Annotated in this window: 8 protein-coding genes and 1 pseudogene; 8 read left to right on the top strand and 1 reads right to left on the bottom strand. The window is 50.8% G+C overall.

Going from position 1 to position 17,561, the window contains the following annotated elements:
* Positions 1-29 precede the first annotated feature (29 nt).
* The 3 genes and pseudogenes from M3194_RS17505 (at position 30) to M3194_RS17495 (ending at position 8,682) form a co-directional block, all read left to right on the top strand.
* Positions 30-1,172 (top strand): glycoside hydrolase family 172 protein, encoded by a 1,143-nt coding sequence (locus M3194_RS17505; RefSeq protein WP_251655375.1) that lies wholly within the window; start codon positions 30-32, stop codon positions 1,170-1,172.
* Positions 1,135-2,328 (top strand): annotated as a pseudogene (locus tag M3194_RS17500) (glycoside hydrolase family 172 protein). The gene M3194_RS17505 and the pseudogene M3194_RS17500 overlap by 38 nt, the downstream one beginning before the upstream one ends.
* 366 nt (positions 2,329-2,694) lie before the next feature.
* A complete protein-coding gene (locus M3194_RS17495) occupies positions 2,695-8,682 on the top strand; it encodes an InlB B-repeat-containing protein (protein ID WP_251655374.1) in 5,988 nt (1,995 codons plus the stop codon).
* 587 nt (positions 8,683-9,269) lie between these two features.
* Here the strand turns inward: M3194_RS17495 and yhbH are convergent.
* Positions 9,270-10,433 (bottom strand): sporulation protein YhbH, encoded by a 1,164-nt coding sequence (gene yhbH / locus M3194_RS17490; protein ID WP_251655373.1) that lies wholly within the window; start codon positions 10,431-10,433, stop codon positions 9,270-9,272.
* A gap of 213 nt (positions 10,434-10,646) precedes the next feature.
* On the opposite strand from yhbH, the gene M3194_RS17485 reads away from it, so the two are divergent.
* The 5 genes from M3194_RS17485 (at position 10,647) to M3194_RS17465 (ending at position 17,318) form a co-directional block, all read left to right on the top strand.
* On the top strand, positions 10,647-12,215 hold the full coding sequence (locus M3194_RS17485) for a response regulator transcription factor (protein ID WP_251655372.1): 1,569 nt from the start codon (positions 10,647-10,649) through the stop codon (positions 12,213-12,215).
* 13 nt (positions 12,216-12,228) lie between these two features.
* Positions 12,229-14,010, top strand: a complete 1,782-nt coding sequence (locus M3194_RS17480; RefSeq protein ID WP_251655697.1) for a cache domain-containing sensor histidine kinase — start codon at positions 12,229-12,231, stop codon at positions 14,008-14,010.
* A 159-nt stretch (positions 14,011-14,169) separates the two neighbouring features.
* Complete coding sequence (locus M3194_RS17475) at positions 14,170-15,480, top strand: ABC transporter substrate-binding protein (RefSeq protein WP_251655371.1); 1,311 nt, start codon at positions 14,170-14,172, stop codon at positions 15,478-15,480.
* A 211-nt stretch (positions 15,481-15,691) separates the two neighbouring features.
* A complete protein-coding gene (locus M3194_RS17470; protein WP_251655696.1) occupies positions 15,692-16,507 on the top strand; it encodes a carbohydrate ABC transporter permease in 816 nt (271 codons plus the stop codon).
* Positions 16,500-17,318, top strand: coding sequence for a carbohydrate ABC transporter permease (locus M3194_RS17465; protein WP_251655370.1), 819 nt, complete (start codon positions 16,500-16,502; stop codon positions 17,316-17,318). Before M3194_RS17470 ends, M3194_RS17465 begins: the two co-directional genes overlap by 8 nt.
* The last annotated feature ends 243 nt before the right edge of the window (positions 17,319-17,561 follow it).

Below are 17,561 nucleotides of genomic sequence, written 5' to 3'. Positions count from 1 at the left end.
ATAACGAGGTAAAGGGAGAGCGATACTGGATGAGCCTGCTTAACGATATTTACAAGATCAAGGACGGCATTCGCACCAAACGGGTATCGAGCTACGACCGCACGGGGGGCAACCAGGATTACGTGACGATTCCGGCGGGCGAGACGGCCGTGCTGGCGGACATTCCCGGCGCGGGCATTATCAAGCATATTTGGATTACGGTCAACACGCTTGACAAGATGATCCGCCGCAATGCCGTACTGCGCATGTATTGGGACGGAGAGACGGAGCCAAGCGTGGAGGCGCCTCTCGGCGACTTCTTCGGCCAAGGCTGGGGTGAAGAGTACAATTTCATCTCTCTGCCGCTGGCGGCGGCACCTGCCAAGGGAAAAGCGCTGAACTGCTATTTCCCGATGCCGTTCGGCAGCGGTGCGCGGATTACGCTGCAGAACGAGTCCGATGAACCGATCCGGTCGTTCTATTACTACATTGACTATGAGGAGCACCGCGAGATGCCGGCTTCGATGGGCCGTTTCCATGCCTGGTGGAACCGCGAGCTGACCGATGTGCATCCGGAAGCCGGGGAGAATGAATGGAGCATCCTCGCGCCGGAAGGCAAAAATCCGAGCGACGCGAACAATTATTTGTTCGCCGATATCGAAGGCAAAGGCCATTTCGTCGGGGTCAACTATTTCGTGGAAAATCCGGGCCCGATGTGGTACGGCGAAGGCGATGACATGTGGCTCGTCGACGGCGAGGATTGGCCGGGATCGCTCCAAGGTACGGGGACGGAGGATTTCTTCAACAGCTCCTGGTGCCCGAACGAGGTTTATTTGCATCCGTATTTCGGCTATGCCCGCGTGCCGGATAAGCTGGGCTGGATGGGCAGGACGCACTGTTACCGGTTCATGCTGGAGGAGCCAGTCTACTTCGACAAGTCGCTTCGCGCGAGCATCGAGCATGGACATGACAATAACCTGACGCTTGATTTAAGCACCGTTTCGTACTGGTACCAGGCGGAGCCGCATAAGCCTTTCCCGGCGTTCCCGGCGAAGGAGAAGCGGCAGAATATGCCGGAAATTACGATTCCGGACGTTCATCTCTGGCGACACGAATGGCGGCAAGCGCTCGGCGGAGGCACGCGGCTGTGGGGCAATGAACGAAAGGAGAAGCCGTCAGATGATACAAAATAGGATGGGAACGGAAATCGGAGCGCATGGAGAAAATGCGCTGTACGCGATGCCCGAAGGGGTGGAGACGCGCTGGGCGTGCCCCGAGAACCGGACGGGTGCCAAAGGTTCCGCAGCCCGCGCCGGAGGCGGCCGCAAAGGCTCGCCGTTCCTGCCGATCGCTCCCGGGGAGACGGTCGTGCTGGCCGAGGAGCAAGGGGTCAGCGGTATCGTCCGGCGCATCTGGATTACGATAAACGACAGAAGCCCGCGCATGCTGCGTTCGCTCCGCCTCGACATGTATTGGGACGGTTCAGCGAAGGCGGCGGTCAGCGCCCCTCTCGGCGATTTTTTTGGCACAGGTCTCGGTCTCGTCACGCCGTTCCAATCGGCGTTGTTCAGCAGTCCGGAAGGCAGGAGCTTTAACTGCGCCGTTCCGATGCCGTTCCGTACCGGGATGAAGATCGCGGTGACGAATGAAGGAGACGAGGCGCTGCGAATGTTTTTCTATGATGTCGATTATACGGTGGGAGACCGCCATGCGGCGGACGTTCTGTACTTCCACGCGCACTTTCGGCGGGAATATCCGACGACGCAGCGGCGGGATTACGAGATACTGCCGAAGCTGCAGGGCCGCGGCCGCTTCCTCGGTACGAACATCGGCGTTAAGCCCGATACGTCCCGGTATGGCCTATCCTGGTGGGGCGAAGGCTAATGCAAAATATACCTGGATAGAGACGATGACTACCCGAGTCTTTGCAGCACAGGAACGGAAGATTACATCGGCACCGGCTGGGAGCAGGGGACGTTCAGCAACCTGTATCAAGGCTGCCATGTAGCCGACAAGACGAGCATGGCATTCTGCTTCTACCGCTATCACGTGCCCGACCCGGTCTACTTCCAGCGCGATATCAAGGTAACGATGCAGCAGATCGGCTACTGGGATCCGCAGACGCGCGACAAGTTCAAGGAGTCGGGCGTACGGGCGATGGCGGCGCGCGAAGGAGAGCGGATCATCGACTTTGCCGCCGACGAGCCGGAGAGCATTCCGGATTACGGCAATTTCGAGCGTGAGGACGATTGGTCGAGCTGCGCTTATTTCTACCTGGACAGCCCGGCATCCAATCTGACCGAGCTCGCGGACGTGAAGTTGAGAATCGCCGGATTGGATGCGCGGTGACAACGGACGAGAGAAAATAGAGTATTTCATTAAGCGGCGATCGAGTTTCGGTAATCATCCGAAGAGCGGTCGCCGCGTTTTTTTTGGGATCATTCGTGCTTGTCGATGCGATTCCCCGCTATATTTCCGTAAAGCCATAAAAAGTAAACGAAAGGCAATGAAATGCCATATATACCGCCAATAGAATGTGTTACTTTATACGCACCGGGCCAGTCATCATTTTCATAGGAAGGAAGGGTGTTTTCGTGTTCGCTGAGCATGTTCCCGCTTATCCCGGAATCGTTAGCCCGGTCTGTTTCCGCGGGGTCACCGAAAAAGGCGTTTTGTAGGGCACACCTGGATTCACTATTTTTATAAGGAGGGAAAATGATGAAACGAAGGCTATTGGCAGTTATGATTACGGTAATCATGATCTTGTCGACAAGCATCCCGGTCCAGGCTTTTGCGGGCACCGCGGCGGGGATCGACGTATCCCTGAACGCGGATAAAACATCCGTGGAACCGGGTGAGACGGTAACTTATATGGTTACCGCATCCAATAATGGCAGCAAGGGTACATACAACAATATCAGCATCGTTGCGGGAGAGAACATCTGGGCTATCAAACAGATCAAAAAAGGCAATTCGCAAACCTTTACCTTTAACACCGCCTATAACGAGCCGGGAGAATACACGCTTATAAGCAAAGCACAGGACAAAAAAGGCGACCTAATTTCCCAGTCCGGCCAACTGACCGTTAATGTGACGAGCGCTGTCGAAGGCGACAACGACGGATGGGTCACCATAGGCGACAAAGAGGTTGTTGACGTGGATAGATCCTGGCTGGGCACGAAAGGCGAGGATACGACCCCCGGCAATCCGTATCTGCTGTTCAGCGGATACGAGACCTATAAGGAATTCACCACGTTCGATCAGATCAGCGCGGCGAGTCCGTCCGGCTACTGGCCTATCCTAAGCCAAGAGGACAAGTTAATCCCGAACGGCAATACCGACAAGGTATGGAGATCGGCAGCCGGAGGAGCATGGAACACGAACAGAGTCCTTGAAATTGATCTTAAACAGCGGCATGAGCTTGAGGAGATATGGTTCTTTGACGGAGGAGCGTACCGCCCCTCGGCTTATTGGAACTTTACGGATCCGGATAACCCCGTTCCCGACGTTCCGAACGATCCTGAAGGCGTAGGCAGCAAGTGGGAGGTCATTGGCGGGTCTATCAATGTGTACGGCTACTTGGAAGACGAGGAGAGGTATGAGCTGCTATTCTCCTATGATATGAACAACGATGATAGCTGGGTGCAGGTAGACCTTAGGGATCTGAGCGATTTCGCCAGCCATACCAGTCTCACCTACGATGAGATCAAGAGAGTCTCGAAAATCAAAATCGAAAAGGTGAGCGAGGATAAATACAACTGGTGGGAAGGCGCTGACGTATACAGAAACTTCGACACCGACGTAAACCTTTCGAGCTTTGTCATGTTCGGCAAGCCCATCACCCGCAGCAAGGTGGCGGCGGTGCAGAGGTCTTGGCTGGGCAACGACGGCAAGGCTGAGAGCGACGGATCGCCTTACCTGTTGTTCGACGGATACGAGAACTACAAGGACTTCACGACGTTTGACCAGATCAGCGCCGCAGCTCCGAACGGCTACTGGCCCAAACTCAGCGACGAAGTGAAAGCGCTTCCGGTAAATGACAGTGTATGGAGAACGGCCGAGGGCGGCAGCAGCACGCTAGAGATCGCACTCAATCAGAAGCATACGCTTCAGGAGATCTGGTTCTTTGACGGCGCGAAGTATGGGGCCACATCAGACGCCATAGCGGACCAGACCAGTGAGTGGCAGGTCGCGGGCGGTTCTGTCAGGGTGTCCGCTTATGTGGACGGCCATTATGTGCAGCTGTTCACCCACGCTATGAACAACGACGACAGCTGGGTGCGAATGGACCTTACTAGCCCCGCCAGCTTCGGCGGTGGCTACAATTACGACGAGATTAAGAACGCCTCGAAAATCAAAATCGAAAAGCTGAGCGGCGGGACGTACAAATATGTTAATTTCGCGGACGATATCATTACAGTCGACCGCGACGTCAACCTATCCGAGTTTGTTATTCTCGGCCTTCCGCTGGAACCGCTGATCGCGGATACCGGCAAAAGGGAAATCGTACCAATAGATTGGAACAAAGAACCACAGACAGTACCTGAATCCGATACGGACTTCGGTACGTTTGTCGGCACAAACAGCTTCTTTAATGATCCTGATCTTAATGGCAGCGTCGTCCCTGTCAGCGGAACGACGAGAGAATACCACACTTGGTCCTGGACGGAATATATGGCCGGGAACGATCTGGACGCCGGCGACAACGATCCGCGCATGATCGACGATCCGGATAGGCCGCTGGTGGCGTTCGTCAACACCTGGGGCGCATTTGACGCTTACTACAGGAACATGAAAGCCGCCGGTGCGGAAGTATATCTGGACGTGCAGAATCTGCATGTCGGAGATGCCGAAAGAAAGGATCCCGCGTTCAGCATTCCCAATTACCAGGGTGATGGGGACAGAGAGAACCCCGATTCCTATCTGGGCCATGCCATGAGCCTATGGCAGCATGTAGCTAGATACGGAAGCGCAAAGAGCACGGAGGAGGGCGGCACCATCGATCCCGATCTGGTGCACGTTGCCCCCGGCACCTCCAAGGAAATCGGGTTGAACCTGATCGAGACTTATGAGAACGGCAACGAATTGAACCTCAAGGGAGTGAACGGCTATGAGTTCGCGGCCATGACCAGCGCGGACTACGACGGCCACATGAACTCGATGAAGTCGTGGATACACGATACGGACATCGATGTTAACTCCCGGAGCGGGAATTACATCTACACCGAGAAAGCCACCGGCAAGCCTTATTCCGGCGTGGGCATCAAGAACGCCGACCCTAATGCCAAGCTGTCCATAGCTGGCGTAGGCGGTCTCGATCTCAAGTTCCTGGAAGAGATGACAGAGTGGTTCCTGACCTACAGAACCGAGGACGATTACCTGGATATTAACTACGTCTTCGAAGGCGGTTCGTACTATAGGAAGCATGATGCCGAGAAGTTGAAGCCTTACACCAGAGAGGAAGCCCTGCTCGGAGAGGAAAATCCCGAGGAACAGCAAAACTTCTTGTACAGGTTCGAGCAGTTCCCGGTAGACATACTGAATGTGCACCACTACACCCCCGACTCCAAAGACGTCGCGAACGGCAGGTCGATAGGCGGCGTCGCGCCAGAGGAGGACCAGTGGACCAAGCAGACGTGGAGCCAAGACGTTCCCCTTGAGTACGGCATGAATTGGGTCATGAATCTTCGCGCGTTGTATTATCCAAACGCCGAGGTGTGGATATCCGAGCTGGGCTGGGACAGCGCCCAAGGCACGGCGACCACCGCCAAAGCGAATCAGGATTATTATCCCGGCGTCAACGCGGAGCTCGAATTAAATCCGGAGCTTTATCCGAGCTTCCCTGGAAAGGACAATCCGGCAACCCTGCAAAACGTAATCGGCGGTTTTGAAATTCAAGGCCGCTGGATCGTGAGGGAATTTCTGCTCCTGGCGTCCTGGGGCGTGGATCGTGCCCAGCAGTTCATGCTGCGCGGTTCAGGAACGGGTACCGCCGGCAAATTCAATACCAGCGGGTATCTGGATACCCAAGAAGTGTTAGGCGAGGGTCCAAACGCTAAGAAACCTTCCTGGTACTATGTCACGGCCATGCGCAACTGGCTAGGCGATATGCGCTTCGAGAAGGAAGTGGAGACTCCCGCCTATACCAAAAAAGTAGAAGCGTGGGACACGTCGGGCAACGCCTTTACCAATAACAATACTACGCCCGAGAACGCGCTGAACGTTCTTCGGTTCGGCTTCGAGGACGCTAATGTTGGGAAAGACGAGCAAGACAAAAATAACGGCAAGGGCTACGCGCTCTGGCTTGGAACCTCCAAGGGCGATGTTGACGGCAACGATGTGGATTACGAGCTTGATCTTTCCGATATTCCTCAGGCGGATATCGAGGACGTAACGCTAGTCGAGCTGGTTGACAAGAGCGATACCGGTTCCGCCACCTCTATAAAGTCTCAACTCATTGACGGAAAGGTGACCGTAAGAGTTACGGAGAAGCCGGTGTTCGTCATTGTAAAGGCTTCTACACCGGAGCCGGCGGCGCACAATATTACGATCGGCCAGCTGGAGAACGGAAACGTTACAGCTAATAAAGCTCAGGCGATAGAGGGCGAGCTGGTCACCCTCGCTGTTGCTCCAAATCCCGAATACAAAATGCAGAGCGGCTCGCTCAAGGTCAACGGCAGCGCTGCAGGACTGTCCGGTCTCGGCGATAACAAGTACCTGTTTGCCATGCCGGGCGAGGACGTCACCGTGACGGCTTCGTTCGCCGAGATAGAGCCGGGCGACGGATACGCTGTGTTGTACGACGAGAACTTTGACGACAGTAATAGTGTCGGCGGAGGAGCATGGGCCGGCGATAGAGCAGCGATTGTTGACCGTCCGGAGGGTGACGAGGGTAATAAGGCGGTAGAAATTACGCAGGGTGCCGGCAATAACCTGTATCAACTCCCTGGGATCAGCTTTGAGCCGGGCATCGACTATACCCTTGAATATGACTTTAAGGGTGACGGCGGCATCGACGGAACAAGTTTTTATTTGAACGACAGTGAGCGGCTATTCGACGGCGACGCTCCGGTGGACGGCATGATGAATGTGCGGTCGGCCAGCACTTGGAGCGCGAAGGCCTATAGCCAAAACCAGTGGCACCATTTCAAATTGCAGTTCAGGCATGACGGCGTGAAATGGTCGTTTACGCTCTACATCGACAATATCCTTATGGCTAACGGCCCTGTCGCTAGCGCTACTGCTATCGGGAACCAGACGGTGAAGCTGAAGAACGGCTATCTGAGTGATAATGGCGGCAAAGCGTACTTTGATAACTTCTTCCTTTATAAGGGTCAGCAGGAGGGCGAGACGACGCCACACAGCTTTACGGTACCCGGTGAGATCACCGGAGGTTCGGTCACCGCGGACAAGGCAACTGCTGCCGAAGGCGAAACGGTTAACCTGACCATCACCCCGGACGACGGCTATACACTGTCCTGGCTCAAGATCAATGGCGTGGAGCAGACGCTGGCCAGCGGCAGCCATGTATACCTCATGCCGAGCGAGGACGTCGTCGTAACGGCAGAGTTCGAGGAGCTTGAAGTTCAATACGCGGTCCTGTACGAAGAAAACTACGACTCGCGCAGCGCTCCGAGCGAGGTTGTTGGATGGGCCGGCACCGGCAGCGCGATTGTCACCGCTCCGGGCGGAGTGGGCGGGAAGGCGCTTGGGATTACTCAAACTGACGGCAATAGCTTATATCAATTCCCCGCGATCGCGTTTGAGCCTGGGATCGACTACACCTTGGAATATGATTTTATGGGCAGCGGCACGAGCACCGGGAACGCTCTCTATCTCGGCTGGAGCGAGAGATTTTATGACAGCGACGGCGGAAGCGATGCGAGCAAGCTGAATCTGCGCATGTGGCAGAGCTGGGTCGCTAAGTCGTATACGAAAGACGAGTGGCATCATTTCAAAGCGGAGTTCAAGCATAGCGGCGCGAAGTGGAGCGTTAGACTCTTCCTCGATGGCGTGCTCGTAGATGAAAACGATGTAAACGGCGCGGTTTCTCTCACCCAGCAACTGATGTTGAAGGTTGGCGGGGCCGGCGGAAACAACTACTTCGACAACGTCGAGCTCTACCAAGGCAAAAAGCCGGAGACCCCATATAACGTCCTGCTAGAGGAAAATTTCGACTCGCGCAGCGCTCCGAGTGAGGTTATCGGATGGGCCGGCACCGGCAGCGCGATTGTCTCCGCTCCGGGCGAAGTGGGCGGGAAGGCGCTTGAGATCACCCAGACTGACGGAAATAGTATGTATCAGTTCCCGGCGGTTACGCTTGAGCCGAACGTCAGCTACAGATTGGAATATGACTTTATGGGCAGCGGCGTTACGACCGGAAACGCTCTCTATCTCGGGTGGAGCTCGAGATTTTATGACAGCGACGGACCCGCGCAAGGCAGTGATTTAAATCTGCGTTCGTGGAACACTTGGGGCAATGCTTACTATACCAAGGATGCGTGGCATCATTTCAAAGTGGATTTTACCCACAACGGCACGAAATGGAACTTTGCGCTCTATCTGGACAACGTTTTGGTGTCTTCCGGCCCTAGCGACGCGAATGTTACCGGAAGCGTGCAGCTGATGTTAAAGCTCGGCGCGACCGCCACGGGCGGCAAAGGGTACTTTGACAACATCGCCCTCTACCAAGCAGAAGTGTAGCAAACTATCAGCGCGCACGGCTCAAGCTCGATAAAATAGAATAGGGATTCCAGGTAGGTTAGCCTACCTGGAATCCTTTTTTATTGTAATCGAGAAATGTGTGACCAAATCCATAAATGTAACAGGTTACTTGATGAAAAAAGCAAGATAATAGAGGAGCAGATTACTTATCTTTTAGAGCAGTCGGCAATAGGAGATGGAACAAAGAACAGATGAAAGGATAAGAGAATTCAGTAAGTAGAGTCAATCCATGGGGAAGTTTATGAAAATAAACGAGCTGTTCCAAATGGCTCAATTCAATACCGATCCATGGTGCGTTGGAATTCCTCCAATGAAATCAGGGTTCAAGGAAGTTGTTGGAGGCTATGTTGGATTCACTCCAATATAAGGGTGCAGAATAAAGCCGCTATCCTCTAAATACGCTGATTATCCTGCAGAAAATCCAACGTAGATCAAGCTACCAGAGAAAAACGTTCTATCATGCTGTGCGAAATCCAATGAAGCTCTACCTCGCTTGAGCAAGGAGAAGCATAAAGGGGCTATCCCAAGGTCAATTTAATGACTTTTGGGATAGCCCCTTTTCTTATTTACCCCACAACGCCTTCCCGCTTGCGGAAGAACGATTTCAGAGCGTTATACACTTCGCCTTTCTCGCGAATGACGTAGTACATGAAGTGCTGCATATTAATATGCTTATATGCGGACATGAGCGTACTCGAGCGGTTGTACTGGTTCACTTCGCCGTAGCCGAACAGGTTGGAGCGCTTGAGCAGCTCGCCGATCAGCTTGACGCAGCGCTCGTTGTCGCTGGTCAGGTTATCTCCGTCGGAGAAGTGGAACGGGTAAATGTTGTACATGCTTGGCGAGAACCTGCTGTCGATAATCTCAAGCGCCTTAATATAGGCGGAGGAGCAGATCGTGCCGCCGCTTTCGCCGCGGGTGAAGAATTCTTCCTCGGTAACTTCCTTCGCTTCGGTGTGGTGGGCAATGAATACGATTTCGACTTTCTCGTATTGATGCCGCAGGAAGCGGGTCATCCAGAAGAAGAAGGAGCGCGCTACGTATTTCTCGAAGGAGCCCATCGAGCCCGACGTATCCATCATGGCGAGAATAACGGCATTGGACTGCGGTCGCACAATCTCTTCCCAGGTTTTGTAGCGCAGGTCATCCGGCGTGATGCCGTGGATGCCCGGCGTGCCTGATGTGGCGTTGCGCCGCAGGTTTTCCATGATCGTCCGCTTCTTGTCGATGTTCGACATGATTCCTTTTTTCCGAATATCGTTGAACCGGATTTCTTTCGTCTCAAGCTGGTCTTTATCCTTCTGGCGAAGGAAAGGCAGCTCCAGCTCTTCGAACAGCATGGTCTCCAGCTCAGCTAAGCTGATCTCCGCTTCAATGACATCCTCGCCGGGCTGATCGCCGGCACCTTCGCCTTTGCCGGGGCCCTTGGCTGCTTGCGGATCGACGCCGAGCACGTCGCCGACCTGGCTGTCACCGTCTCCTTGACCTACATGTTTATTTTTATTGTAGTTATACACAAATCGGAATTCGTCAAGGCTCCGAATCGGCACTTTGATTACTTGCTTGCCGTCAGACATGACAATGCTTTCTTCAGACACGAGGTCGGGTAAGTTTTGTTTTATGGCTTCCCGCACCTTTTGCTGGTGCCTGGCTTGATCCTGGTAGCCTTTGCGATGCAGCGACCAGTCCTCCTGAGATACAACAAACAGTCTATCTTCTGCTGAACCCATTTTCGGAGCACCTCCTTGCACAGTTTTTTTGGGTTTGTTATTCAATATATTCAAGTCCTCCCCGGATATGTGAAGCAAAAGTTGCCCGATTCTAGCAAACTTCCAAATAATTCGCCAAAATCTTACATGGACAGCTCCTTTATAATGGGGAGAAATCGGCTCGCTTTATCGGTTATAATGTACTTTACATATGTAAGTGCAGGAGGGGAAATCATGTCAAACTACTGCAAGCTGCTTATCGTCGACGACGAGGCCCTGATCCGGCAAGGCATCAAGCACTACATGAATTGGGAGCAGGAAGGCTTTCAGATCGTAGGGGAAGCCTCCAACGGGAAAGAAGCGCTTGAGCTTATCGCGGTGACGCAGCCTCATATTGTGCTGACGGATCTTGTCATGCCAATCATGGACGGCGAAGAGCTGACCCGGCAAATCAAGCTGAAATATCCGGATATTGAAGTGATTGTCCTTAGCAGCTTTGGAGATTTCGATTACGTGCGCTCCACTTTTCAAAGCGGCGTGCGGGACTATATATTAAAGCCGAAGCTCGACACCGGCCATATGCTGAACGTGCTCAAGGCTGTCGCCGATAAAATCCCGTCCTTGCAAGGTGACGTATCGTCCACGATTCAAGGACCAACCATCGATTCGGTATTGGAGAAGCTGATATCCGGCTACGAAATAGATGACAAGCAGGTCGAAGCGGAGCTGGCGGATCATTTTCCGCATAGCGCCTTCTGCCTTCTTGGCGTTGATCTGCGCGGAAGAGAGATCGCGAAGGAGCAGGTGAATGCCATTCGGCAGACGATGCTGGATGAACTAGGCAAGCAGGCCTTGCACGCCGATCAGCTGGTCTACCATGTTCTGAAAGCGGAAGCGCCAATGATTATGCTGCTCCTCAATCTGGACTATACGATGCTGAGTCTGCTTCCTTATTGGGGAAGAACGATGGCCAGCTCTATCGATCAATTGAAGCAGGAAGTGGCTGTTGTGGTGAGCGAGCCTTTCTCGGCGATTGCGGAGCTGGAGCAAGCGCATAAGACCAGTCTGCTGAAAATGATGGATTACGCGTTTTATTTCCCGGACAAGCATCTGTTATTGTTCCATGAGTTTCCGGAATCCGTGCAGGCTGCGGAGTCTTTTAACCTAAACAGCTTTACGGAGTCCTTCAAGCGCGAGCGGTTTGATACGGCGTTTGAATATTTGCACGATCATTTGGAATTATTCAAGACGAACTATACGACGGATGTATTCGAGTTCAAGTCCTTCCTGAGCAACGTCATTTTTAATATTACGGTGCTTCTGGGCAATATGAACTATAGCACGCAGCAGCTGGAGACGAAGAAATACTATTATTTCAAAGCAATCGAAGAATCCCGGAATGCGAATACGGCAGCAGAGCTGCTCGCGGAGTTTATCGGGGAGGCGAAGCTTTGCATCGCCGAGAAAGCCGAGCAATCCGGCAATGCCAACATGAAGCGGCTGCTCGATTATATTCATGAGCACTATGCGGAATCTCTGAATTTGACGGAGATGGCAAAGCATTTTCACTTCAACCCGTCTTATCTATCGAGCTATTTCTCTACGCATCATAACGAGGGCTTTGTTGATTACCTGCACAGGGTGAGGCTGGAGAAGGCTTCGGAGCTGCTGCGCGCAGGCGAGGCCTCGATCTCGGAGATCAGCGGGATGGTTGGCTATTCGGATCATAGCTATTTCTGCAAAGTATTCAAGAAGCATACCGGCTTATCGCCAAGCCGCTACCGGCAACAATCCTTAAGATGAGTGAGTGATGGCCTTGAGAAATGTACTCGACCGATTCAAATATAACGGCCTGTTCGTGAAAATGTTCATCATTATGGTGGTGAGCATCGTGGCCGTCTCCATTACCGCGACCTGGACAACGATGAACGTGTCCGGTCGCGTTTTTATGGAAACCTTCAGCATTACGAATTCCAAAATTATTACGCAGATCAGAAGCGGCATGGACTCCTTTAATTACTCGATTGTCCTGACATCTAACAAAATTGCCCAGAGCGGTACGATTAAGCAGTTCCTGACAGAGGGCAGCGGTGACTCGAGCACTTTGGTTAGAAGCTATTTTCAAATGGGGCAGCAGATGAACCGGATCCGCTCCAGCGTGGACGCTTATGAGGTAGGTATTACGGTTGCGGGTATTAATGGCCGGCGTTATTCGACAGACCGCTCCTACTGGCCGGTACCCGATGATGCTCTTGTGAACCACCCCATAACAAAACGCTCGCTCGCCGAACCACGCAAGTTAATGTATTCCTATGATGATGCCGAGACATCCGGAACTCCGGGTATTGAGCCTACAATCATTGCATCCAAGGCTCTCGTTGACCGAAGCGGCGCGGTATACGGGATGGTGTATTTTGCCGTGCGCGAGTCTTATTTTGCCAGGTTCTATGACAGCAACACGAGTCTTGGGAATGATGTAGCGGTTATGGATAAACGAGGAACGATTGTGTCCTCCAACCGTAATGACTGGATCGGACAGCGTTCTCCCGATCTTCTTCAGTATGCGGTGGAGATAGATGAGAAGAGCCTGGATTACAAGAACGCCGATATTATGGGCAAAGACCATCTTCTCTTATCGGAGCATATTGCCGGATTAGATCTGTATATGGTGAATGTCATTGATAAGAAGCAGATCCTTGGTCAACTGACGGATACGAAGCAGATTGCCTTGCTGGTAATGGCGATTATAGCCGTTGCCGTCATTATAGTGTTCTTGATCTCAAGAAGCATGACCAGATCGTTGACCCGCCTCGTGAAGCAGATTTCCACGATCTCCAAGTACGAGTTTGACCGTCATGTGAAGGTGGACGGCAGCTACGAAACCAGGCAGCTTGGCATTGCCTTTAACGCAATGATCGACGAGCTCAATGATTATGTCAGCAAGCTTGTGGAGACGCAGAAGCAGCAGCGTAATGCTGAGCTGGAAGCGCTTCAGCAGCAGATTAATCCGCATTTTCTATACAATACGCTCGCATCGGTTAAATTCATGGTACAGCAGGGCAATAAAGAAAAAGCGGCCGAGACGATTAATGCGCTGATCTCCTTGCTTCAGAATGCTATCGGCAACGTGAGCGAAATGATTACCGTCCAGCAGGAGCTGGATAATATGAAGAACTACGTATTCATTAATCAAGTTCGATATGGAGAGCGGATCAGGGTGAGCTATTTCATTGCGCCGGATTGTCTGGATTACCGGATTCCGAAGCTGATGATTCAGCCTTTTATCGAGAACGCGTTCTTCCATGCCTTTAATGAGAAATCGGAAGGTTATATTTACATTATGGTCGCTCAAGAGGGGTCGTCGCTTGTCTGTGAGGTTGTCGATAATGGTGATGGCATGAATATTAACGGCGGAATTCCGAAACAGGTGAGCAAACGTCAATTATTCAGTGGCATTGGTGTCCGCAATGTAAATGACCGTATTAAATTGTTGTTTGGGGAAGAATACGGCGTAACGATTACGAGTGAAATTCGGGAGGGTACACGTGTAAAAATCAGGATTCCGCTGTTGCAACCTAATAATGATCCTAATTTCTAAAGATTGTCCTAGTACGAATAGACCACTTGGGGGCAACTCATAATAATATGACAATTCGTTGTAAAGATCGTTCTAACGAGGGGGATAGGGGGAGTGCTATCATTAAACTCGTAAGACGGAAAACGCTTACAACACACATACAGATACGGAGGTCTTGAAGTGAAGAAACTTATCACAGTACTTGCACTTAGCGCAGTAACGTTGTCGGCTTGTGGTTCCAACACGGGCAACAATACAAATAACGGCACAGACAGCGGAGCTAACGGCGGTGGAGACAAGGCAAGCAAAATTACCGTTTGGGCTTGGGATCCTAACTTTAACATTAAAGCGATGAACCTGGCTAAAGAAGCTTATGCTGCAACAAATAAAGACTTGACAGTTGATATTGTAGAGAACGCTCAGAACGATATCGTTCAAAAGCTGAATACAGGCATGAGCTCTGGTACGACTAAAGGTCTGCCGAACATCGTACTTATCGAGGATTACCGCGCACAAAGCTTCCTGCAAGCTTACCCAGATATGTTCTATGATCTGAGCAGCGTAATTAAATCAACGGACTTTGCTGATTACAAGCTTGGACCTACAAGCGTTGACGGCAAATATTACGGCGTTCCGTTCGACTCCGGTGTTACAGGTCTGTATGTAAGAACGGACTACCTGGAGAAAGCTGGTTACACAATGGATGATCTTCAAGACATCACTTGGGATCAATACATCGAGATCGGCAAGAAAGTAAAAGAAGCTACAGGTAAAGATTGGATCTCCCTTGATCCTAACGACCTTGGCATTATCCGTATGATGATTCAATCCGCTGGTTCGTGGTACATGAATGAAGACGGTAAAACGCCTAACATTGCAAACAACGCAGCTATGAAAGAAGCATTCGAAGTCTACAAAAACATGATGGATGCTAACATCGTTAAGCCTAACTCTGATTGGAGTCAATATGTATCCTACTTCAATACTGGTGATGTTGCATCGGTTCCAACAGGTAACTGGTTCACGCCTTCCATTACGGCTGAGGCTTCGCAATCCGGCAAATGGGCAATTGCTCCAATTCCTAAGCTTGCAAAAACGCCTAACTCTGTACATGCAACAAACCTCGGCGGCAGCTCGTGGTACGTTCTGAACGTTCCAGGTAAAGAAGCAGCAGCTGAGTTCCTGAAAGCAACTTTGGGTTCTGATGTTGATCTGTACCAAAAATTGGTTACTGAAGTGGGCGCTATCGGTACTTACAAACCAGCTACATCCGGTGAAGCGTATATGGCTACCAGCGAATTCTTCGGCGGCCAAAAAATCGTACAAGACTTTGCAAAATGGACCAATGAAATTCCTAGCGTGAACTACGGTATGAACACTTATGCAATCGAAGACATTCTGGTTGTTAAAATGCAGGATTACCTGAACGGCAAATCGATTGACAGTGTATTGAAGGATGCTCAATCTCAAGCTGACGCACAAGTAAAATAGAGAAAAAATGACCTGGGAGCACGTCTCTGCGATCAAGCTGCTATGTTGTTAAGGGCTTGCCCTGTGGGGATGTGCTCCAATGTCGTTATATAAGATCGCTCAGGATAGGAAGGAGCTGGCTGACGCTGTGAGTAAAGTGAAAACAAACAACTTGAATATTAATGCGAGAACCAGCGTGATCGGCTGGTCGTTTATTGCGATAGCTGTTATTATGATCTGCGCCTTTTATTTCTACCCCATGATTAAGGCACTGATGCTGTCGTTCCAAACCGGAATAGGCACGAACTTGCATTATGTTGGCGGAGACAACTATGCAAGACTATTTAAAGACCAGACATTTATTGCAGCACTGAAAAATACGTTTATTTTCTTGATTATTCAAGTGCCGATCATGATTGTGCTTGCCATGTTTATCTCGGTATTGCTGAATGACAGCAAACTGAAATTTAAAGGATTTTTCCGTACGGCGATCTTCCTGCCGGCTGTAACATCGCTTGTCGCTTACTCGGTTATTTTTAAATATTTGTTTGGCGCTGACGGCTTAATTAATGCAATGCTTACCAAAATGCATCTTATTGATGCACCAATTCAATGGATTACCGACCCATTCTGGGCTAAAATTACGATTATTATTGCCATCACTTGGCGTTGGACCGGATATAATATGATTTTCTATCTGTCTGCCCTACAAAATATCGATAACTCCATTTATGAAGCAGCACGGATAGATGGGGCGTCTGCATTCCGTCAATTCAGCCAGATTACAATCCCGCTGCTTAAACCGATTATTTTGTTTACTTCGATCACTTCCACAATCGGTACGCTGCAGCTGTTCGATGAGGTTATGAATATTACGAAGGGCGGGCCAGGCAACTCAACTACAACGCTGTCCCAATATATTTATAATCTGTCGTTCAAATATACGCCTGATTTCGGTTATGCCGCGACTGTCTCGTATGCCGTTGTTATTCTTATTGTAATCTTCTCGATACTTCAGTTTAAACTGGCAGGTGATAAAAATGGCTAAACGGATATTCACCTATGTATTCCTAAGCATCGCGGCCATTGTCTCGATCTTCCCATTTATCTGGATGATTATAAGCTCGACCAATAAATCGGTTGACGTTACAAAAGGCACATTGATGCCTGGCGCTAGTCTAGGTGCTAACTGGTCTAAGATTATCGACCAAATTGATCTTGGACCGGCACTCCTCAACTCGGCCAAAATTTCGATCTCGACAACGATTCTTGCTCTGCTAATTGCTTCTTTGGCCGGTTACGGCTTTGAAATTTTCCGCAGCAAGGCGAAGGATGTTGTGTTCAATATTCTATTGCTGTCGATGATGATTCCATTTGCGGCTTTAATGGTGCCACTATACCGGATGTTTGGTACAATTACACAGAATATACCTGCTATCGGCATTAATACGATGACAGCGGTCGTACTGCCGTCGGTGACAACTGCGTTCTTGATTTTCTTTTTCCGTCAAAGCACGAAGATGTTTCCGAAGGAAATGCTTGAAGCAGGTCGAATAGATGGATTAAACGAAATGGGCGTATTCTTCCGCATCTATGTGCCAACGATGAAAACCTCGTATGCGGCAGCCGCTATTATTACGTTTATGTCCAGCTGGAATAACTATCTGTGGCCGCTCGTTGTGCTGCAATCGCCCGAGAAACGGACGGTTCCGCTTCTAATCTCGAATCTGGGCTCCAGCTACTCGCCGGACTACGGCGTGAACATGCTTGTTATTCTTATCGCGACGCTTCCAACGGCCATTGTGTTCTTCCTGATGCAAAAGCATTTTGTGGCGGGAATGACCGGATCGGTGAAATAGGGTCGTACGTAATGAATCATCACAATAGCCCGTATAACGGGCTATTGTGATGATAATTCATTAAGTTAATGCTTACGAAGTAATGAATCATCACGATTGCCCGTACAAACGGGCTGTTGTGGTGATAATTCATTAAAGTTAATGCTTACGAAGTAATGAATCATCACGATTGCCCGTACAAACGGGCCATTGTGGTGATAATTCATTAAAGTTAATGCTTACGAAGTAATGAATCATCACGAT

This window comes from Paenibacillus glycanilyticus (assembly GCF_023715145.1).
GTDB lineage: Bacteria > Bacillota > Bacilli > Paenibacillales > Paenibacillaceae > Pristimantibacillus > Pristimantibacillus glycanilyticus_A.
The sequence above is the reverse complement of the archived record's forward strand: the minus strand, read 5'-3'. Positions and strand labels throughout refer to the sequence as shown.